20 protein-coding genes and 1 tRNA gene are annotated in these 13,243 nt (G+C 68.1%); 12 read left to right on the forward strand and 9 right to left on the reverse strand.

Translation table 11 applies throughout. The features are described 5' to 3' along the window. Positions 1 to 336: 336 nt before the first annotated feature. A complete protein-coding gene (locus IEZ08_RS17315; protein WP_189242482.1) occupies positions 337 to 1,074 on the reverse strand; it encodes an XRE family transcriptional regulator in 738 nt (245 codons plus the stop codon). 172 nt (positions 1,075 to 1,246) lie between these two features. Here IEZ08_RS17315 and IEZ08_RS17320 point away from each other — a divergent pair, with 172 nt between their 5' ends. From IEZ08_RS17320 to IEZ08_RS17330, 3 genes are all read left to right on the forward strand, one after another. Beyond that, entirely contained in the window at positions 1,247 to 1,591 is a 345-nt protein-coding gene (locus IEZ08_RS17320; protein ID WP_189242483.1) for a hypothetical protein, read from the forward strand. A gap of 4 nt (positions 1,592 to 1,595) precedes the next feature. Continuing rightward, positions 1,596 to 2,066 carry a GntR family transcriptional regulator gene (locus IEZ08_RS17325; RefSeq protein ID WP_189242484.1) on the forward strand — a complete coding sequence of 157 codons (471 nt, stop codon included), beginning with the start codon at positions 1,596 to 1,598 and terminating at the stop codon, positions 2,064 to 2,066. Between the two features lie 67 nt (positions 2,067 to 2,133). Continuing rightward, the gene (locus tag IEZ08_RS17330) at positions 2,134 to 2,700 is read left to right on the forward strand and encodes an HD domain-containing protein (RefSeq protein WP_189242485.1); all 567 of its coding nucleotides are present in this window, start codon (positions 2,134 to 2,136) and stop codon (positions 2,698 to 2,700) included. A 6-nt stretch (positions 2,701 to 2,706) separates the two neighbouring features. On the opposite strand, the gene IEZ08_RS17335 is transcribed toward IEZ08_RS17330, so the two are convergent. Genes IEZ08_RS17335 through IEZ08_RS17345 form a run of 3 tightly spaced genes read right to left on the reverse strand, consistent with a single transcriptional unit; the run spans position 2,707 to position 4,561 of the window. Next, a complete protein-coding gene (locus IEZ08_RS17335; RefSeq protein ID WP_189242486.1) occupies positions 2,707 to 3,306 on the reverse strand; it encodes an SMI1/KNR4 family protein in 600 nt (199 codons plus the stop codon). 34 nt (positions 3,307 to 3,340) lie between these two features. Continuing rightward, positions 3,341 to 3,817 (reverse strand): NUDIX domain-containing protein, encoded by a 477-nt coding sequence (locus tag IEZ08_RS17340; protein ID WP_189242487.1) that lies wholly within the window; start codon positions 3,815 to 3,817, stop codon positions 3,341 to 3,343. A 3-nt stretch (positions 3,818 to 3,820) separates the two neighbouring features. After that, positions 3,821 to 4,561 carry a helix-turn-helix domain-containing protein gene (locus IEZ08_RS17345; protein WP_189242488.1) on the reverse strand — a complete coding sequence of 247 codons (741 nt, stop codon included), beginning with the start codon at positions 4,559 to 4,561 and terminating at the stop codon, positions 3,821 to 3,823. 150 nt (positions 4,562 to 4,711) lie between these two features. Here IEZ08_RS17345 and IEZ08_RS17350 point away from each other — a divergent pair, with 150 nt between their 5' ends. Beyond that, entirely contained in the window at positions 4,712 to 4,930 is a 219-nt protein-coding gene (locus IEZ08_RS17350) for a hypothetical protein (protein ID WP_189242489.1), read from the forward strand. Between the two features lie 177 nt (positions 4,931 to 5,107). Here the strand turns inward: IEZ08_RS17350 and IEZ08_RS17355 are convergent, their stop codons facing one another. Continuing rightward, on the reverse strand, positions 5,108 to 5,443 hold the full coding sequence (locus IEZ08_RS17355) for a GntR family transcriptional regulator (protein WP_189242490.1): 336 nt from the start codon (positions 5,441 to 5,443) through the stop codon (positions 5,108 to 5,110). 131 nt (positions 5,444 to 5,574) lie between these two features. Here IEZ08_RS17355 and IEZ08_RS17360 point away from each other — a divergent pair, with 131 nt between their 5' ends. The 8 genes from IEZ08_RS17360 (at position 5,575) to IEZ08_RS17395 (ending at position 11,398) form a co-directional block, all read left to right on the forward strand. Beyond that, a complete protein-coding gene (locus IEZ08_RS17360) occupies positions 5,575 to 5,916 on the forward strand; it encodes an SCO3933 family regulatory protein (RefSeq protein ID WP_189242491.1) in 342 nt (113 codons plus the stop codon). Positions 5,917 to 5,956: 40 nt separating this feature from the next. After that, positions 5,957 to 7,270: an FtsK/SpoIIIE domain-containing protein gene (locus IEZ08_RS17365; RefSeq protein WP_189242546.1), complete on the forward strand. Its 1,314-nt coding sequence runs from the start codon at positions 5,957 to 5,959 to the stop codon at positions 7,268 to 7,270. Between the two features lie 25 nt (positions 7,271 to 7,295). After that, positions 7,296 to 7,979, forward strand: a complete 684-nt coding sequence (locus IEZ08_RS17370; RefSeq protein ID WP_189242492.1) for a DUF2637 domain-containing protein — start codon at positions 7,296 to 7,298, stop codon at positions 7,977 to 7,979. Between the two features lie 16 nt (positions 7,980 to 7,995). Beyond that, on the forward strand, positions 7,996 to 8,343 hold the full coding sequence (locus IEZ08_RS17375) for a hypothetical protein (protein WP_189242493.1): 348 nt from the start codon (positions 7,996 to 7,998) through the stop codon (positions 8,341 to 8,343). Continuing rightward, entirely contained in the window at positions 8,333 to 8,494 is a 162-nt protein-coding gene (locus IEZ08_RS17380; protein WP_189242494.1) for a hypothetical protein, read from the forward strand. Before IEZ08_RS17375 ends, IEZ08_RS17380 begins: the two co-directional genes overlap by 11 nt. Positions 8,495 to 8,628: 134 nt before the next feature. Further along, the gene (locus tag IEZ08_RS17385) at positions 8,629 to 9,981 is read left to right on the forward strand and encodes a replication initiator (RefSeq protein ID WP_189242495.1); all 1,353 of its coding nucleotides are present in this window, start codon (positions 8,629 to 8,631) and stop codon (positions 9,979 to 9,981) included. Next, complete coding sequence (locus tag IEZ08_RS17390; RefSeq protein ID WP_189242496.1) at positions 9,981 to 10,166, forward strand: helix-turn-helix domain-containing protein; 186 nt, start codon at positions 9,981 to 9,983, stop codon at positions 10,164 to 10,166. Before IEZ08_RS17385 ends, IEZ08_RS17390 begins: the two co-directional genes overlap by 1 nt. Then, positions 10,166 to 11,398 carry a tyrosine-type recombinase/integrase gene (locus tag IEZ08_RS17395; protein WP_189242497.1) on the forward strand — a complete coding sequence of 411 codons (1,233 nt, stop codon included), beginning with the start codon at positions 10,166 to 10,168 and terminating at the stop codon, positions 11,396 to 11,398. The genes IEZ08_RS17390 and IEZ08_RS17395 overlap by 1 nt, the downstream gene beginning before the upstream one ends. Positions 11,399 to 11,474: 76 nt before the next feature. Here the strand turns inward: IEZ08_RS17395 and IEZ08_RS17400 are convergent. The 4 genes from IEZ08_RS17400 to IEZ08_RS17410 all read right to left on the reverse strand — a co-directional run bounded on the left by IEZ08_RS17400 (position 11,475) and on the right by IEZ08_RS17410 (position 13,206). Next, positions 11,475 to 11,547: transfer RNA gene (locus IEZ08_RS17400), tRNA-Ala, on the reverse strand. 123 nt (positions 11,548 to 11,670) lie between these two features. Continuing rightward, complete coding sequence (locus IEZ08_RS17405) at positions 11,671 to 12,387, reverse strand: HAD-IA family hydrolase (RefSeq protein ID WP_068920454.1); 717 nt, start codon at positions 12,385 to 12,387, stop codon at positions 11,671 to 11,673. 53 nt (positions 12,388 to 12,440) lie between these two features. Then, positions 12,441 to 12,560: a DLW-39 family protein gene (locus tag IEZ08_RS39610; protein WP_218061633.1), complete on the reverse strand. Its 120-nt coding sequence runs from the start codon at positions 12,558 to 12,560 to the stop codon at positions 12,441 to 12,443. 361 nt (positions 12,561 to 12,921) lie between these two features. Beyond that, entirely contained in the window at positions 12,922 to 13,206 is a 285-nt protein-coding gene (locus IEZ08_RS17410) for a GNAT family N-acetyltransferase (RefSeq protein WP_068920453.1), read from the reverse strand. Between the last annotated feature and the right edge of the window lie 37 nt (positions 13,207 to 13,243).

The following is a 13,243-nucleotide window of genomic DNA, read 5'->3' on the forward strand; positions in this document are numbered from 1 at the left end:
GGCGCAGGTCTACCCCGACCGCTACGCTCCCGACCTCGCCGCCTCCCTGTCCAACCTCGGTATCCGCTTCTCTGAGCTGGGACGCCCCGCCGACGCGGCGGAGACACAGCAAGAAGCCGAACGCATCCGAGACGGCTATAGCGATACATGATCGCGACCAGGGGACCAACACGCTTCTTGCGTCACTACGCGGCTTGAGCGCGTGGGCGGCGCGGCCGCGACCGGCCGAAGAGCCGCAGCGCGGCCGGCGACCGCCCAACGCGCGGCGGGACGCCGAAGGCGGATCGCCTTTAAAGACGAGAAGATAAGTTACGTTCGATCTTGATGGGTCTCGTGTCAGGTCCTGTGAGCTCGGAGTTCGGTGCTGGTCCAGACGCTCTCGAAGCTGTCGAGGTAGGTCGCTGCCGTGCTGTCGGTCTCGCTGCGGGTGAGGTAGATGACCGGCGCGTCAGGGGCGCGGGTGCCGTAGGCGTGCAGGTTGATCAGAAGTTCGTCATCTGCGCGGTAGATGGAGTTGTAGAGCACCGTGCGGTGTAGCCGGACCTCGATGCCCTCGACCTCCTGGAGCGGTCGGAACAGGGCAAGAGCGTTGCGGATCCGGGCGGCCATGACGTCGGGGCCGACGCCTTCTTCCGCCCCTCGGGCCGCTACGGCCGGGCTTTCGGGGTCGCCCAACAGCATTCGCACCCGTACTCCGGCCCGGGCTCGCTGGGTGAGGATGCGCAAGAGTCCGGCGTCTTCGGCGAGGAACAGGCCGCTGTAGACCAGGATGCCGATCTCGTGCTGTGCGGCTTGGAAGAAGGCACGCCAGACCTCGGCCGGAACGACCCAGCGGTGGGGGTAGACGGCTTGGATCTCCCCGAGGTTGCTGCCTCGTCGACTCCGGGAGTCGGCGGGCCATAGCTCGCCCTCGTCGAGGTCCAGGAGGTCGGCCACGGCCAGGCGATGGCGCGGGTGCGGGGTGCGGCCGGCGATCCAGCGGGTGACGGTCTTGGGGTCCACGGCCAGACGGGCGGCCACGTCAACGGGATGCAGTCGTGCCCGGATGAGTGCGTGCCGGAGGGTCTCGTTCATGAGGGGCGTCCCTTCCACAGGGTCGGTGCCTGCGACGCTAACACAAGACGTCCCTAGACGTCCCTAACTCGTGGTGCCACAGTCCCGCCCCGGAAGCCACCCTCGACGGCAAGGAGAGCCCAGCGCCCGGGCTCCCCTCCTTCCTCCTTCACACCGATGGGAGTTCCGCCGCATGGGCACCGTGAAAGAGAACCAGCACGCCTATCAGGTCGACCTGCTGACCGCGTTGCACGGTGAGCTGACCGACCGGGAGACAACCGCAGTCCTGATCATCGACCAGAAGGGCCGCCCCTGCCTGGACGTGACCGACAGCGCCTTCCGGGCCCGCCGGGTCTATGTCCACCTGCCGTTTCAGTGGTTCTACTGGGGTGATCAGCCCGATGAGCGGGTGTCCTGCCTGCGCCTCTTCCGGGCCGCCGACGTCATCGCGGAAGCTGCTCGGGCCGGATGGCGTGAGGGTGAACAGGGAGAGCTCGGCCTTGACCTCAAGAAGATCATCGACGCTTACCGCGCCTGAGTCGATGTCCACCGAGGAGAGCCGGTGGCTGACCGGCGGGCGGGTCTATGACCAGATCGCCGCTCGGCTGCGTGCCCGGATCACGGCGGGCACCTATCCGCCGGGAACCGCCCTGCCGTCAGAGGCGGCCCTGGTGGCAGAGTTCCGGGTGGCCCGGGCTACGGCTCGGCGGGGTCTGGCGATCCTGGAGGACGAGGGTCTGATCGTCACCCTGCCCGGCAAGGGGCGTGTGGTGAGCGATGGTGCATCCGGCGGGCCGTCGTACCGCTATCAGGCGATCGCCGGTGACCTCCGCGAGCAGATCCACGCCGGGACGCTCGTCGCCGGGACCGTACTGTCCAGTGAGCATGTGCTTCGGCGGCGGTATGCGGCGTCGCGCAACACGGTTCGCCACGCTCTGGCCGAACTGGAGCGAGAAGGGCTGATCACCACCGAGCACGGCAAGGGCCGGTTCGTCCGACTGCTCCACGATTGAGACGTCTTAGGACGTCCCGGGCCGGACTCTGGAAGTCCCCCAGGGTCCGGCCTTTATCGTGAACCGCATGGGACAAGCTGAATGGGCCCGTGAGCTGGCCAGAACCATTCTGGAAGAGCCGTTGCCCCGCCGCTGGGCGCACTCCCAGGGCGTGGCCGCGAAGGCCGAGGCGCTGGCGCCGATCCTCGAGGAAGAGGCAGACCTGCTGATCGCCGCGGCCTGGCTGCACGACATCGGCTACGCACCCGACCTCGTCGACACCGGCTTCCACCCGCTCGACGGCGCACGCTACCTACGCGATGTGGTCAAGGCCGATGACCGGCTGTGCCGTCTGGTCGCCCACCACACGTGCGCGGTCAACGAGGCGCGTAACCGCGATCTCTTCGACGCGCTCACGAGTGAGTTCGACCAGGAGCGCCCCGAGTTGGTCGAGGCGCTGACCTACTGCGACATGACCACCGGCCCGGACGGCGTGCCCCTTGACGTCACCGAGCGCCTGGCGGAGATCCACTCACGCTACGGCCCTGAACATCTCGTCTCACGATCGATCACCGCGTCGACGCCCTGCATCCTAGCCGCGGTCAGGGTTGTCGAGTCTGCGCTCGCCGCAGCACAACAGAGCAGGACCGCGTAACTCCTCCTACGGAGTCCCTGAGTACTCCTGCAACTGGCTGTTCATGAGATCCCAGAAGGAGCGGCAACGCTCGGCCCCGGCCAGCCATGGCGCGATGTACCAGGCTTCCCACTCGCCATCCGGGGTTGTGATGTGCGGGTTGAGGAGGTACGCGCCGGCGTCGTATTCGCCGATCTGGAGAGTGTCCGATACGTACTCCCATCGGACATGGTAGGTGTGCTGATCGTCTCCGTAGACGAAGTAATCCTCATCGGATGGGCGCAAGCCCTCATCCTGGGACAACCCCATGTCGGCCAGGTGCGGATCGAGGTCACGAAGCCAGCCGATCCCTTCGATCGGCAGCAGTGGACCACAGGCGATGCCGTCCCCGTCCCAGCCGTTGGTGACCCGGAGGAACTCCCGGTAGCTCGGCGGCAGGCGGACACCGAGACGCTGCTCATGCTGCACAATCTCGGATTCAGCGACCCCAGGTGAACCCAGCCAGCTTCCAGGGTCAGGCTGCGGAGGAGCATCCCAGGACGCACGCTCGACGGCGACCGGACCCACGCGCCGCAGAAGGTCGAGCCAGGGATAGTGCGCGTCTTCGGGGACACGGGGAGCGTTCATAGGGCATACCGTACGGCAATGCGATCAAGAGGCATCAGCCGATGTACGGCCCTGCCCGGTCGGCCAGGTAGTGGCCGATCCGCAGGCGCATTGACCGGTCCATCGTCAGAGTCTCGACCTGGTCGCGCGGTATCCATCGGACTTCGCGGGACTCGTCGCTCGGCGTCGGCTCGCCCTCGACGGCTCGGGCGGTCAGCACGATGGAGAACTCTTGGCGGGCTTCGCCGTTGGAGGTGTAGAGGATGACGTGCTTGGGGTCGGTGTAGGTGCCGACGATGCCGGTGATCTCGCACCGGATGCCGGTCTCCTCCAGCGTCTCCCGAATGGCAGCCTCGGGCAGGGACTCGCCCAGGTCGATGGCTCCGCCCGGTACGGCCCAGTTGTCGTTGTCGCTGCGGCGGATCATCAGGATCTCGCCGGTGTCGTTGGTGACCACGACGTTGACCGACGGCACGAGGCTGTTGGGCGCGGGTGCGGCGGGATCGTCGTAGAAGTCGATGCGGCGGGCCATGACTCAGGACTCTACGGGCGTCGCGCCATCCCAGACGCTTTCGAAGCTGTCGACATAGGTTGACATCATGTCTCCGCCCAGCACCTTGCGTAGGTGCATGACCGGGGCGTCGGCGGCGAACTTGCCGTAGATGTGGGTGTTGACGAGGAGCTGATCGTCCCCGCGGTAGATGGAGTTGTAGAGGATCGTGCGGTGAAGCCGTACCTCCAGGCCGTCGACCCGGAGCAGCGGCCGGTAGAGCACCAGGGCGGTTCTGATCTGTGCGGCCATGCCGTCGCCGAGGCCTTCGTCCGCGCCGCGTTGGGCGACCTCGGCTGAGTCGGGGTCACCGAGCAGGATGCGCACCCGTGCGCCTGCGCTGGCTTTTTCGGCGAACAGGCGCATGATGCCGGTGTCCTGGGCGATGAAGATGCCGCTGTAGACCAGCACGCCGATCTCCCGTGCGGCCTGCGCGAACAGACGTCCCCAGGCGTCCCTCGGCACGGCCCAGCGGTGCGGGTAGACGGTGACGATCTCGCTCTCGGAGGCGGCGGCCACCTGCTGGGGCGTGAGTGCCTCGGGCCATAGGTAGGTCTCGTCCGTTTTCAGGAACGACGCCACTGCTAGACGGTGCTTTCGGTACGGCGTGCGGTTCTTGGTGATCCATCGCTCCACGGTTTTCGGATCAACCGCAATCGCCTCGGCCAGCTCGGCCACCGATGCCCCGCGTTCCAGCAGGGCCGCGCGCAGTCGCTCGTTCGCCATTCCACCTGCCCGCAAGGGGACGTCCAGGGACCTGGCAATCGTAGACCGGACGTCCTGAACATGTCCCGTCCTGTAGTGATCTCGTCCCCCCTGATCAGCGCACTCTCGGTATCGCACCCCAACGGCAACCAACCGAAAGGAGCGATACCAATGATCACCACCATCATCAGCCTGCTCGACGAGACTCCCGGTTGCATCTGCAGCGCGACCCTGGAGGAGGGGCAGACCCTCTGCCGCAAGTGCCACGCCCGGGAGCGCTGGCTCCAGCGCCGGGCGGCCAAGGGCCGCACCGCCAAGCGGCGCGGCGAGAGCCGTCGTCCGGCCGGCCGCCCCCGCAACATCACCGAGGCGGGGGTGATCTGGACGTGAGCACGCTCCCGCTGATCATCGGCTTCGTGCTCACCGCGATCATGCTCGTCGGCTACATGCTCGTCATGGTCGGCATGCGCCAGGAAGACCGGCGGCGGCACCTGGCCGCCACTGCGCCCAGCCGTACGGCGGGCCTGGCGCGCCGGGTCACCGGCTGCCACGTGCGGGGCGCGAGCCTCACCTACGGTCGGACAGCGCCTTCTCGACCTTCGCCAGTCGTTCCGATAAGTCGCGCAGCGTGAGGCGGATCTCGGCCAGCTCATCGGCAGGCGGCGGGGCCGGCGCAGCGTCCTCGCGGACGAACACGCCCTTGCCCTGCTGGCCGACGACCAAGCCCTCGTTGCGCAGCAGACCGACGGCCATCTTCACCACGCTCAGGGACGCGTCGTACTGCTCGGCCAACTGGGCGGTGGACGGCAGCGGAGCACCGGGCGCCAGAGATCCGCCCCGGATCTGCTCGCGCAGATCGTCGGCGATCTGTAAGTAACCGGGCCGCCCCGTGTTCTTGACCATCCCGCCCCTCATTTCGCCGTCAGTGCCTCTAGTTCAGCACAGGGTGGTGACCAAGCCAACCACGAGGACGTTGACAGCCAAGCCAGCTAGGTTAACTATGTTGGCTACGACGAATAAGGAGGTCATCCGTTATGCGCAACATCCCCATCCCCGTCGACACCACCAAGTTGCAGTTCGTCTGCGTCGCCGCCCCCCGCCCTCGTCTGCTCAACAAGGACACCGGCGAGATCAAGACCGACAAGAGCGGCAACCCCGTCTACGAGGTGGCCCTGTCGGCCATCGACAGCACCGGCCGGATCGAGCTGATCCGCGTCAACACCTCCGGAGAGCCACCCGTCACCCTCGGCATGCCCGTCCGCCTCGTCGACCTGGTCGGCTTCGTCTGGGAGCAGACCCGAGGCGGCGAAGTCCGCTGGGGCATCAGCTACCGAGCCGCCTCGATCCTGCCCGGAGAGGTGAGCGCCGTTGCGTGAGATCCTGCCGCCGCTGCTGGACACGCTGATCGTTCTGCTCATGGTCGCAGCCGGGCTGTGGTCCTGGCGGCGTATCCACTACCGGTCCTTCTGGCTGCTGGCCGGCTACCCGCTCACCGCACTCAGCGTCCGCGCCACCTGGCGCAAGGTCGCCCTCGGCTGCGGGCTGACCAAGAAGCGCCAACGCTGGTGGTTCACCCTCACCCCCGGCGCGGTCGCCTCCACGGGCCTGGTCAAGGTCCGCCGCCGCTTCCAGCGGGTGGCCGTCGACACCAAGCCGTGGATGTGGCTTCCGCTGCCGACCCGGTACGGCTGGCGCGTCACCATCCGCACTCTGGAAGGTCAGATTCCCGAGGACTACGCCGAGGCGGCCGAACGGCTCGCGCACTCCTGGCGGGTGCACGCCGTCCGAGTCTCCTCACCCCGGCCCGGCCGGGTGGTGCTGGCCGCGACCATGCGCGATCCGCTGGTGCGGGTCGATCAGGTACCTGCTTCCTCGGAGCTGCTGAAGGTCACCGTGGGACGGCTGGAGACCGGCAAGCCCTGGGTGATCGACTTCCGTACGGTCCCGCACTGGATCAACGCCGGGGCCACCCAGTCCGGCAAATCCAACCTCGCCAACGCCCTGATCGTCGGCCTGGCCCCGCAACCGGTCGCCCTGGTCGGCTTCGACCTCAAGGGCGGCGTGGAGTTCACCCCCTACGCGCCTCGACTGTCGGCGCTGGCCACCTGTCGGGCCGAGTCGGTACGCCTGCTCGATGACCTGGTCGCCCTCATGGTCGATCGGATGGGCCTGTGCCGCCAAGCCGGGGCACGCAACATCTGGCAACTACCCCCGGCCATCCGCCCGGTTCCGATCGTCGCCCTGGTCGACGAGCTGGCCGAGTTGTATCTGATGGCCGACAAGTCCGAGAAAGACGAGATCGCCAAGACCTCCACCGCACTCCTTCGCGTGGCCCAGCTCGGGCGGGCCTTCGGGATCTACCTGTTCTGCTGCGGCCAGCGCATCGGCTCCGACCTCGGCCCCGGTGTCACCGCGCTGCGCGCCCAGTGCTCGGGACGGATCTGCCACCGGGTCAACGACCCCGAAACCGCCACCATGACCCTGGGCGACCTCGATCCCGCCGCCCTGATCTCCGCCCGCTCGATCGCCGCCGAGACCCCCGGCGTCGCCATCGTCGCCTCCCAGGACGGCCAGTGGTACCGGGCGCGCTCCTTCTACGTCGCCGAGCATGCGGCTGAACACGCCGCCCGCATGTATGCCGATCTCACCCCGTCCTGGGCCGAACTCACCGAAGGCACCCACCACGCCGAGATCAACGACGCCGACCTCGACGAGCTGCTCAACGCCTGACCGATTGATCAGAAAGGGGGATGCGATGCGACGCCTTGCCTGCCGACTGCTGGACTCCGGACCGGTCCTGATCCTGGCTGTGATCGCGGGTGCCGGATCGTTCACCCACATCCGCGACACGGCCACCGAACACGGGCAATCGGGCTGGATGGCCTGGGCGGTGGCCGTGTGCGTCGACCTCACGTGCGTGATGGCCGCCCGGGAGCGCCAGCGCGACAAGAAGACCGGCCGCGTCCGCTCCGGCCCGATCTCCTGGCCGACCCTGGTCCTGGTCGCCGGGATCGCCCTGTCTCTCGCGGCCAACCTGGCCCAGGCCGAACCCTCGGTATGGGGCTGGATCACCGCGGCGACTCCGGCGGGCGCGTTCCTGATCGCCGTCTCCGTGCTGGAACGCCGCGCGACGGCTCCGTACCCGGCCGATCCGGCCCCGGTCCCATCCGCAGTAACCGTCACCGCCTCCACCGCGCCTGCGCCCTCGACCCCGGTACCTGCCCTCGTCCCGGCCGACGAGACCAGCAAGACCGGGACAGGTGATCCGGCCGGACCGTCCCCGGCTCTACTCGCCTTCGCCCGGCGCGTGGCCGACGAACACCACGCCAAGCACGGCATGCCCATCCCGCCTGAGGTCTTCCGCGCCCGGCTCGGGGTGTCCGATCCCCTCGCCGCCGACCTGCTGCGCACCCTGCACACCGTCTCAGAAACCGCCTGACGAGAGGAGAGAACCGATGACCGCCACCGACTACCGAGCCGCCGTGATCCAGGGCCTCCAGGGCCTGGCCGCTTTCCTGGAGGCCAACCCCGCCGTTCCCGTCCCCCGGCACGACGTGACGTTCCTGTACTTCCCCACCCGGGGCACCGACGCCGAGATGATCGCCGAGATCGACCGGATCGCCACGCTCCTGGGCGTCACGCCCGACCCCTCGGACACGGCCTACGGCCACCACAAGGCGCGCTTGGCCTTCGGCCCGGTCGCCTACGAGGCACTCGCGATCCTGGCCGCCCGACGCGCCCAGCATCAGGCCGACGCCAGTTACTCCGGCTGCGTCATCCCAGAAGCCGCCGATGCGGCCTGACCCGCCCGGCGAGGGGATCTCCTCGCCCGACCCTCAACCACCGCTTCCGCCGGTCGAACCCAAGCGCTGGATCTGCTGCCACTGCGGCGGATGCGGCCTCGACTCCTACGCAGAGACCTGTCTGCACTGCGAGGGCCTCGGCTTCTGCTGAGCCTCGGCGCCCCCGGCCTGGCCGTACATCCGCCAAGACGCCTGCCAGGTCGGGGGCCATCCCTTCACCCCAACGAGCGAAAGGAGGTCTCCATCTTGCCCGCACCCCACCCTGTTCCGCACGCGATCGCAGGCATGATCACCCGCCTGAACGATCCGCACTACGCCCGCTGGGCCGCCCAGATCCGCCGCACCGGGGGATGCCGACAGCCGATCCACCTACGGGGCCGCGTCGACCACATCGACCGGGCCACCGGTGAACTCCTGCACCGCTACAGCACCCGCCATGAGCCGGACGGCGTACTACGGGTGCCGTGCAAGACCCGGCGCGCCGCGCGCTGCCCGGCCTGCGCCGAGGTCTACCGGGCCGATACCTACCATCTCATCCGTGCGGGCCTGGCCGGCGGCAAGGGCGTCCCCGAGTCGGTCACGGCGCACCCGTGCCTGTTCGTCACCCTCACGGCCCCGTCCTTCGGCATCGTCCATGCCCGGCGGGAGAAGAACGGCAAGGTCCTGCCGTGCCACGCTCGGCGCGACGCCGAGACCTGCCCGCACGGGCGCGTCATGTCCTGCACGAAGCGCCACGGCACCGAGGACGCCTGCCTCGGCGAACCGCTCTGTCCCGACTGCTACGACTACGCCGGGAGCGTGCTGTTCAACGCCCTAGCCTCCCAGCTCTGGCGGTACTTCACGGACGCCCTGCGCCGCCGCGTCGCCAAGCTCGGTGGCCTGACCCTGCGGGAACTCCGGGGACGGCTCACGATCGCCTTCGCCAAGGTCGCCGAGTACCAGCGGCGCGGCGTCGTGCACTTCCACGCCGTCATCCGCCTCGACGGCCCCGACGGACCCGCCTCCCCGCCTCCGGCCTGGGCGAGCGCCGATGTTCTGGCGGATGCCGTACGGCACGCGGCTTCGGCCGTCTCCGTGCCCGTCCCGGCCGTGGAGGGTGAGCCCGCCCGGGTGCTGCGTTGGGGCGAACAGCTCGACATCCGCCCGATCACCATGGGCGGAGAACTGACAGACCAGGCAGTGGCCGGCTACATCGCCAAGTACGCCACCAAGACCGCCGAGTGCGTCGGCACCCTGGATCGGCGTCTCAGCCCGCTCGACGACCTGACGGTCCTGCCGATCCGCGAGCACGCCCGGCGGCTCATCGCCGAGTGCTTCCGCCTGGGTGCCCTCGACGGCCTGGCCGACCTGCGGCTGACTGCATGGGCGCACATGCTCGGCTTCCGCGGCCACTTCTCCACCCGATCCCGGCACTACTCCACCACCCTCGGCAACATCCGCTCAGCGAGAGAGCGCTTCGTTCACACCGAAGAGGTCACCAGCGGACGGCTGCCCCTCTTCGACGAGGACACCGTCCTCGTGATCGCCGAATGGGAGTACGCGGGCAAGGGCCTGGCTCCCGGTGACGCGCTCCTCGCCGCCGCGTTGACCGGCACGGCCTTACCCGCCTGGCCGATGGACGGCGGGGGTGATGCCTGATGAAGACCGATGACATGCTCACTGTCCCCGAGGTGATGGCCAAGCTCAAGGTCAGCCGGTGGACGGTCTACCAGCTCATCCGCTCCGGTGAACTCGGCTCCGTCCTCGTCGGCGAGCGATGCCGCCGCATCCCCGAATCCGCGCTCAGCGACTATGTGACCCGGCTCTGTGAGGAGGCTGTCTGATGAGGAAGCGCGCGAACGGTGAGGGCTCGGTCTTCCCCTACAAAGACGGCTGGGCGGGCTACGTCTGGGTCACCACGCCGGAGGGCAAGAAGACCCGCAAATGGGCGTACGGCAAGACCCGCGAGGAGACCCATGAGAAGTGGCTCAAGCTCCACGAGTTGGCACGCAAGGGGCCGGTCACCACCACGTCACCGAAGCTCGGTGACTATCTGGCCTACTGGCTCAAGAACGTCGTTGAACCGAACCTCGCGCCCAAGACGGCCGCCAACTATGAGATGTTCTCCCGGCTCTACATCGTGCCCGCTCTCGGATCGAAGCGGCTCGACAAGCTGACCGTGCGGGACGTGCAGACCTGGGTGAACAAGGTCCGTTCCTCCTGCCAGTGCTGCGCCCAGGGCAAGGATGCCGCCCGGCCGGAGAAGCACAGCAACCCGAAGCGTCGTCGGCACTGCTGCGCGGTGGGGAAGTGCTGTACGTCGACGCCTTCGGACTGGACCGTCCACGATGCATACATGACGCTCCGCGCGGCGCTGAGCAACGCCGTACGGGAGGAGATCCTCTCCCGGAATGTCGCGGCCAACGTCAAGATGTCCGTCCCCCGCAAGCGGAAGGTCAGGCCGTGGTCCGTCGAGGAGGCGCGGGCCTTCCTGGAGTCGGCCCGGACCCATGAGGACCCGATGTATCCGGTCTACGTCCTGGTCCTCGTCCTGGGCCTGCGCCTCGGTGAGGCCCTCGGCCTCCGCTGGGAGGACGTCGACCTCGGCAACGCCGAAATGACCATCGGCTGGCAGCTCCAGCGGGTGGCCGGCCAGCTCCTCCACCGGCAGACCAAGACGGACGCCTCGGACGCGACGCTGCCCTTCCCGGAGATCGTGACGACGGCGCTCCGTGCCCGTCGACGGGCACACGACGTGGCCAGGGAGGCGGCGGGGGACTCGTGGCAGGAGACGGGCCTCGTCTTCACCACCGCGAGCGGGCGGCCGGTGGAGCCGTCGAACTTCCGGCGCAGCTTCGCCAGGGCGTGCGACCGGGCGGGCGTGCGGAAGGTCAACGTCCACGCGACCCGGAAGACCTGCGCGTCACTCCTCGTCGCCCTCGACGTCCACCCGCGCGTGGCCATGCAGATCCTCCGGCACAGTCAGATCTCGGTGACCATGAACATCTACAGCGAGGTCTCATCGGAGGAGACGCGCAAGGCGCTCAAGAAGCTCGGTGACCGGCTGGATTCGTAGCCGTTGCTGTATTCCGCTGCTGTATAAGATCGAAAAGGCCACTTCCCGATCATGGGGGGTGGCCTTTGAGCTGGGGTGGAGCCTAGGAGATTCGAACTCCTGACATCCTGCTTGCAAAGCAGGCGCTCTGCCAACTGAGCTAAGGCCCCGAGACCAAGCCGGTGACCTGCGTAGATGATCAGGTACGGCTTGCTTCAGTCGTACACCGTAGCAACAGCCCAGGCGTTCTCGCCACTCGCGGTCGCCTCGTCCGCGTGAAAGCCCCGGTCCGGTCAGCGCGTGGAGGTGGCGATCGGGGACTCCGGCAGGTCGGAACCGAGGACCAGGCCGGGGAAGTCGGCGATGGAGTCCAGGACGTGGGTGGCGCCGCCCTTGATGAGGCGGTCCTTGCTGTGGACCCCGGTCAGGATGCCGGCCACCACCGAGGCGCCCGCGCGGCGGCCGGAGAGCATGTCGCTCTCCGAGTCTCCGGCGATCGCGACCTGGCGGACGTCCTCGATGCCCAGGCGCATCACCGCGGTGAGGATCATGTCGGGCATGGGGCGGCCACGACCGGCGTCCTCCGGGGACAGTGCGAGGTCGATCCTGTCGGACCAGCTCAGGGCCGTCAGCACGCGGCCGAGGGTGGCCCGGCTGAAACCGGTGACGAGGCAGATCTTGATGTCGGCGCCGCGGAGCTTGTCCAGCACCTCGATGGTTCCCGGCAGGGGGAGGAGGCCGGAACGTTCGATCACGCCCTCGTAGGAACGTTCGAAGGTCAGGTTGGCAGCCTGGGCCTGGGCCTCGTTGTCGGGGAAGATGCCGCGGAAGATATCGATCTTGGGGCATCCCCGGGACCGGTGCACGTGCACCATGGCGCGCGCGTATGCCCCGGTCCCGGGCACGATTCCCTGCGTGGCGATCGCCTCGGCGAACGCCCGCTCGACCATGGCGACGTCACCGATGGTGGTGCCTGCCAGATCCAGACAGGCAAGTTTGATGGGTGTCATTCCCCCAACCTTGCTAAGGACCATCAGAGCACCCGAATCGGTAGTCGCGCCGGTCAGTTATCGCTGCCGGTCGCCTCAGTCCACAGGTCGAGCTCAGCGCGATCGGCCTGAACCTTGCGCCAGACCAGCAGCCCCCCAAGAGCGACGAGCGCCAGAACGAGCAGCTTCTTCACGGTGTGACCCCACTTCTTGACGGTCTCACCTGCCGGGGTGAGACAACGCCCGGTTCCAACGGTTCCCTGCAGCCTAGCAAGGGATCGGCCGATGGCCCGGTATGCGAACAATCCGAGACGAGGGAATCTGTGTTCCCCTCGTGATTTTCGTCACCCTCCCGACGGCTCGCGCCTACATGATCACATTCCGCTACGAGTCCGGCCTCGAATCCGTCCTCGCTCTGGAGACAGCCCGTGGAGAGCACGGGGTGCGGGCGTCACGCGAGGTCCGCACCGCCGAGGTCGGAGTCGGCGAGCCGCGCGCCGAACAGCCGGGCTCCCCCGAGGCCTCCCGGATTCCACCGGTGTCCGGCGGATCTGATCAGGATCTTCCGACCAGGTCGGCGTAGCCGGGGTTGAGGTCGATCCAGTGCCTCACGAACGAGCAGCGGGGGACCACCTTCGCCCCCTCGGCCCGGGCCGCGTCCAGCGCCTCCCGGACGAGCTCACCGCCTATCCCCCGCCCCTCGAACGCGCGGTCCACCTCCGTATGGGTGTAGATGATCACCCCGTCCTTCCGGAGGTAGTCGATGTGACCCACGCGGGTGCCGTCCAGCTGCGCCTCGAAGCGGTTCTTCTCCGGCACCGCCGTGACCTTGACGGTCATCCTGCTCCCCTTTCGATCCGCTCGCCCGGATCAGCCG

Source organism: Planobispora rosea, assembly GCF_014648175.1.
Taxonomy (GTDB): Bacteria; Actinomycetota; Actinomycetes; order Streptosporangiales; family Streptosporangiaceae; genus Planobispora; species Planobispora rosea.

Bases quoted from the DNA above. Each gene is read 5' to 3' on its own strand.
- IEZ08_RS17370 (WP_189242492.1), top strand. From the start codon at position 7,296: ATGCGACGCCTTGCCTGCCGACTGCTGGACTCCGGACCGGTCCTGATC.
- IEZ08_RS17335 (WP_189242486.1), bottom strand. From the start codon at position 3,306: ATGAACGCTCCCCGTGTCCCCGAAGACGCGCACTATCCCTGGCTCGAC.
- IEZ08_RS17345 (WP_189242488.1), bottom strand. From the start codon at position 4,561: ATGGCGAACGAGCGACTGCGCGCGGCCCTGCTGGAACGCGGGGCATCG.
- IEZ08_RS17395 (WP_189242497.1), top strand. From the start codon at position 10,166: ATGAGGAAGCGCGCGAACGGTGAGGGCTCGGTCTTCCCCTACAAAGAC.
- IEZ08_RS17360 (WP_189242491.1), top strand. From the start codon at position 5,575: ATGCGCAACATCCCCATCCCCGTCGACACCACCAAGTTGCAGTTCGTC.
- IEZ08_RS17350 (WP_189242489.1), top strand. From the start codon at position 4,712: ATGATCACCACCATCATCAGCCTGCTCGACGAGACTCCCGGTTGCATC.
- IEZ08_RS17315 (WP_189242482.1), bottom strand. From the start codon at position 1,074: ATGAACGAGACCCTCCGGCACGCACTCATCCGGGCACGACTGCATCCC.
- IEZ08_RS17405 (WP_068920454.1), bottom strand. From the start codon at position 12,387: ATGACACCCATCAAACTTGCCTGTCTGGATCTGGCAGGCACCACCATC.
- IEZ08_RS17320 (WP_189242483.1), top strand. From the start codon at position 1,247: ATGGGCACCGTGAAAGAGAACCAGCACGCCTATCAGGTCGACCTGCTG.
- IEZ08_RS17385 (WP_189242495.1), top strand. From the start codon at position 8,629: ATGATCACCCGCCTGAACGATCCGCACTACGCCCGCTGGGCCGCCCAG.
- IEZ08_RS17410 (WP_068920453.1), bottom strand. From the start codon at position 13,206: ATGACCGTCAAGGTCACGGCGGTGCCGGAGAAGAACCGCTTCGAGGCG.
- IEZ08_RS17365 (WP_189242546.1), top strand. From the start codon at position 5,957: ATGGTCGCAGCCGGGCTGTGGTCCTGGCGGCGTATCCACTACCGGTCC.
- IEZ08_RS17330 (WP_189242485.1), top strand. From the start codon at position 2,134: ATGGGACAAGCTGAATGGGCCCGTGAGCTGGCCAGAACCATTCTGGAA.
- IEZ08_RS17325 (WP_189242484.1), top strand. From the start codon at position 1,596: ATGTCCACCGAGGAGAGCCGGTGGCTGACCGGCGGGCGGGTCTATGAC.
- IEZ08_RS17375 (WP_189242493.1), top strand. From the start codon at position 7,996: ATGACCGCCACCGACTACCGAGCCGCCGTGATCCAGGGCCTCCAGGGC.
- IEZ08_RS17390 (WP_189242496.1), top strand. From the start codon at position 9,981: ATGAAGACCGATGACATGCTCACTGTCCCCGAGGTGATGGCCAAGCTC.
- IEZ08_RS17355 (WP_189242490.1), bottom strand. From the start codon at position 5,443: ATGGTCAAGAACACGGGGCGGCCCGGTTACTTACAGATCGCCGACGAT.
- IEZ08_RS17340 (WP_189242487.1), bottom strand. From the start codon at position 3,817: ATGGCCCGCCGCATCGACTTCTACGACGATCCCGCCGCACCCGCGCCC.
- IEZ08_RS17380 (WP_189242494.1), top strand. From the start codon at position 8,333: ATGCGGCCTGACCCGCCCGGCGAGGGGATCTCCTCGCCCGACCCTCAA.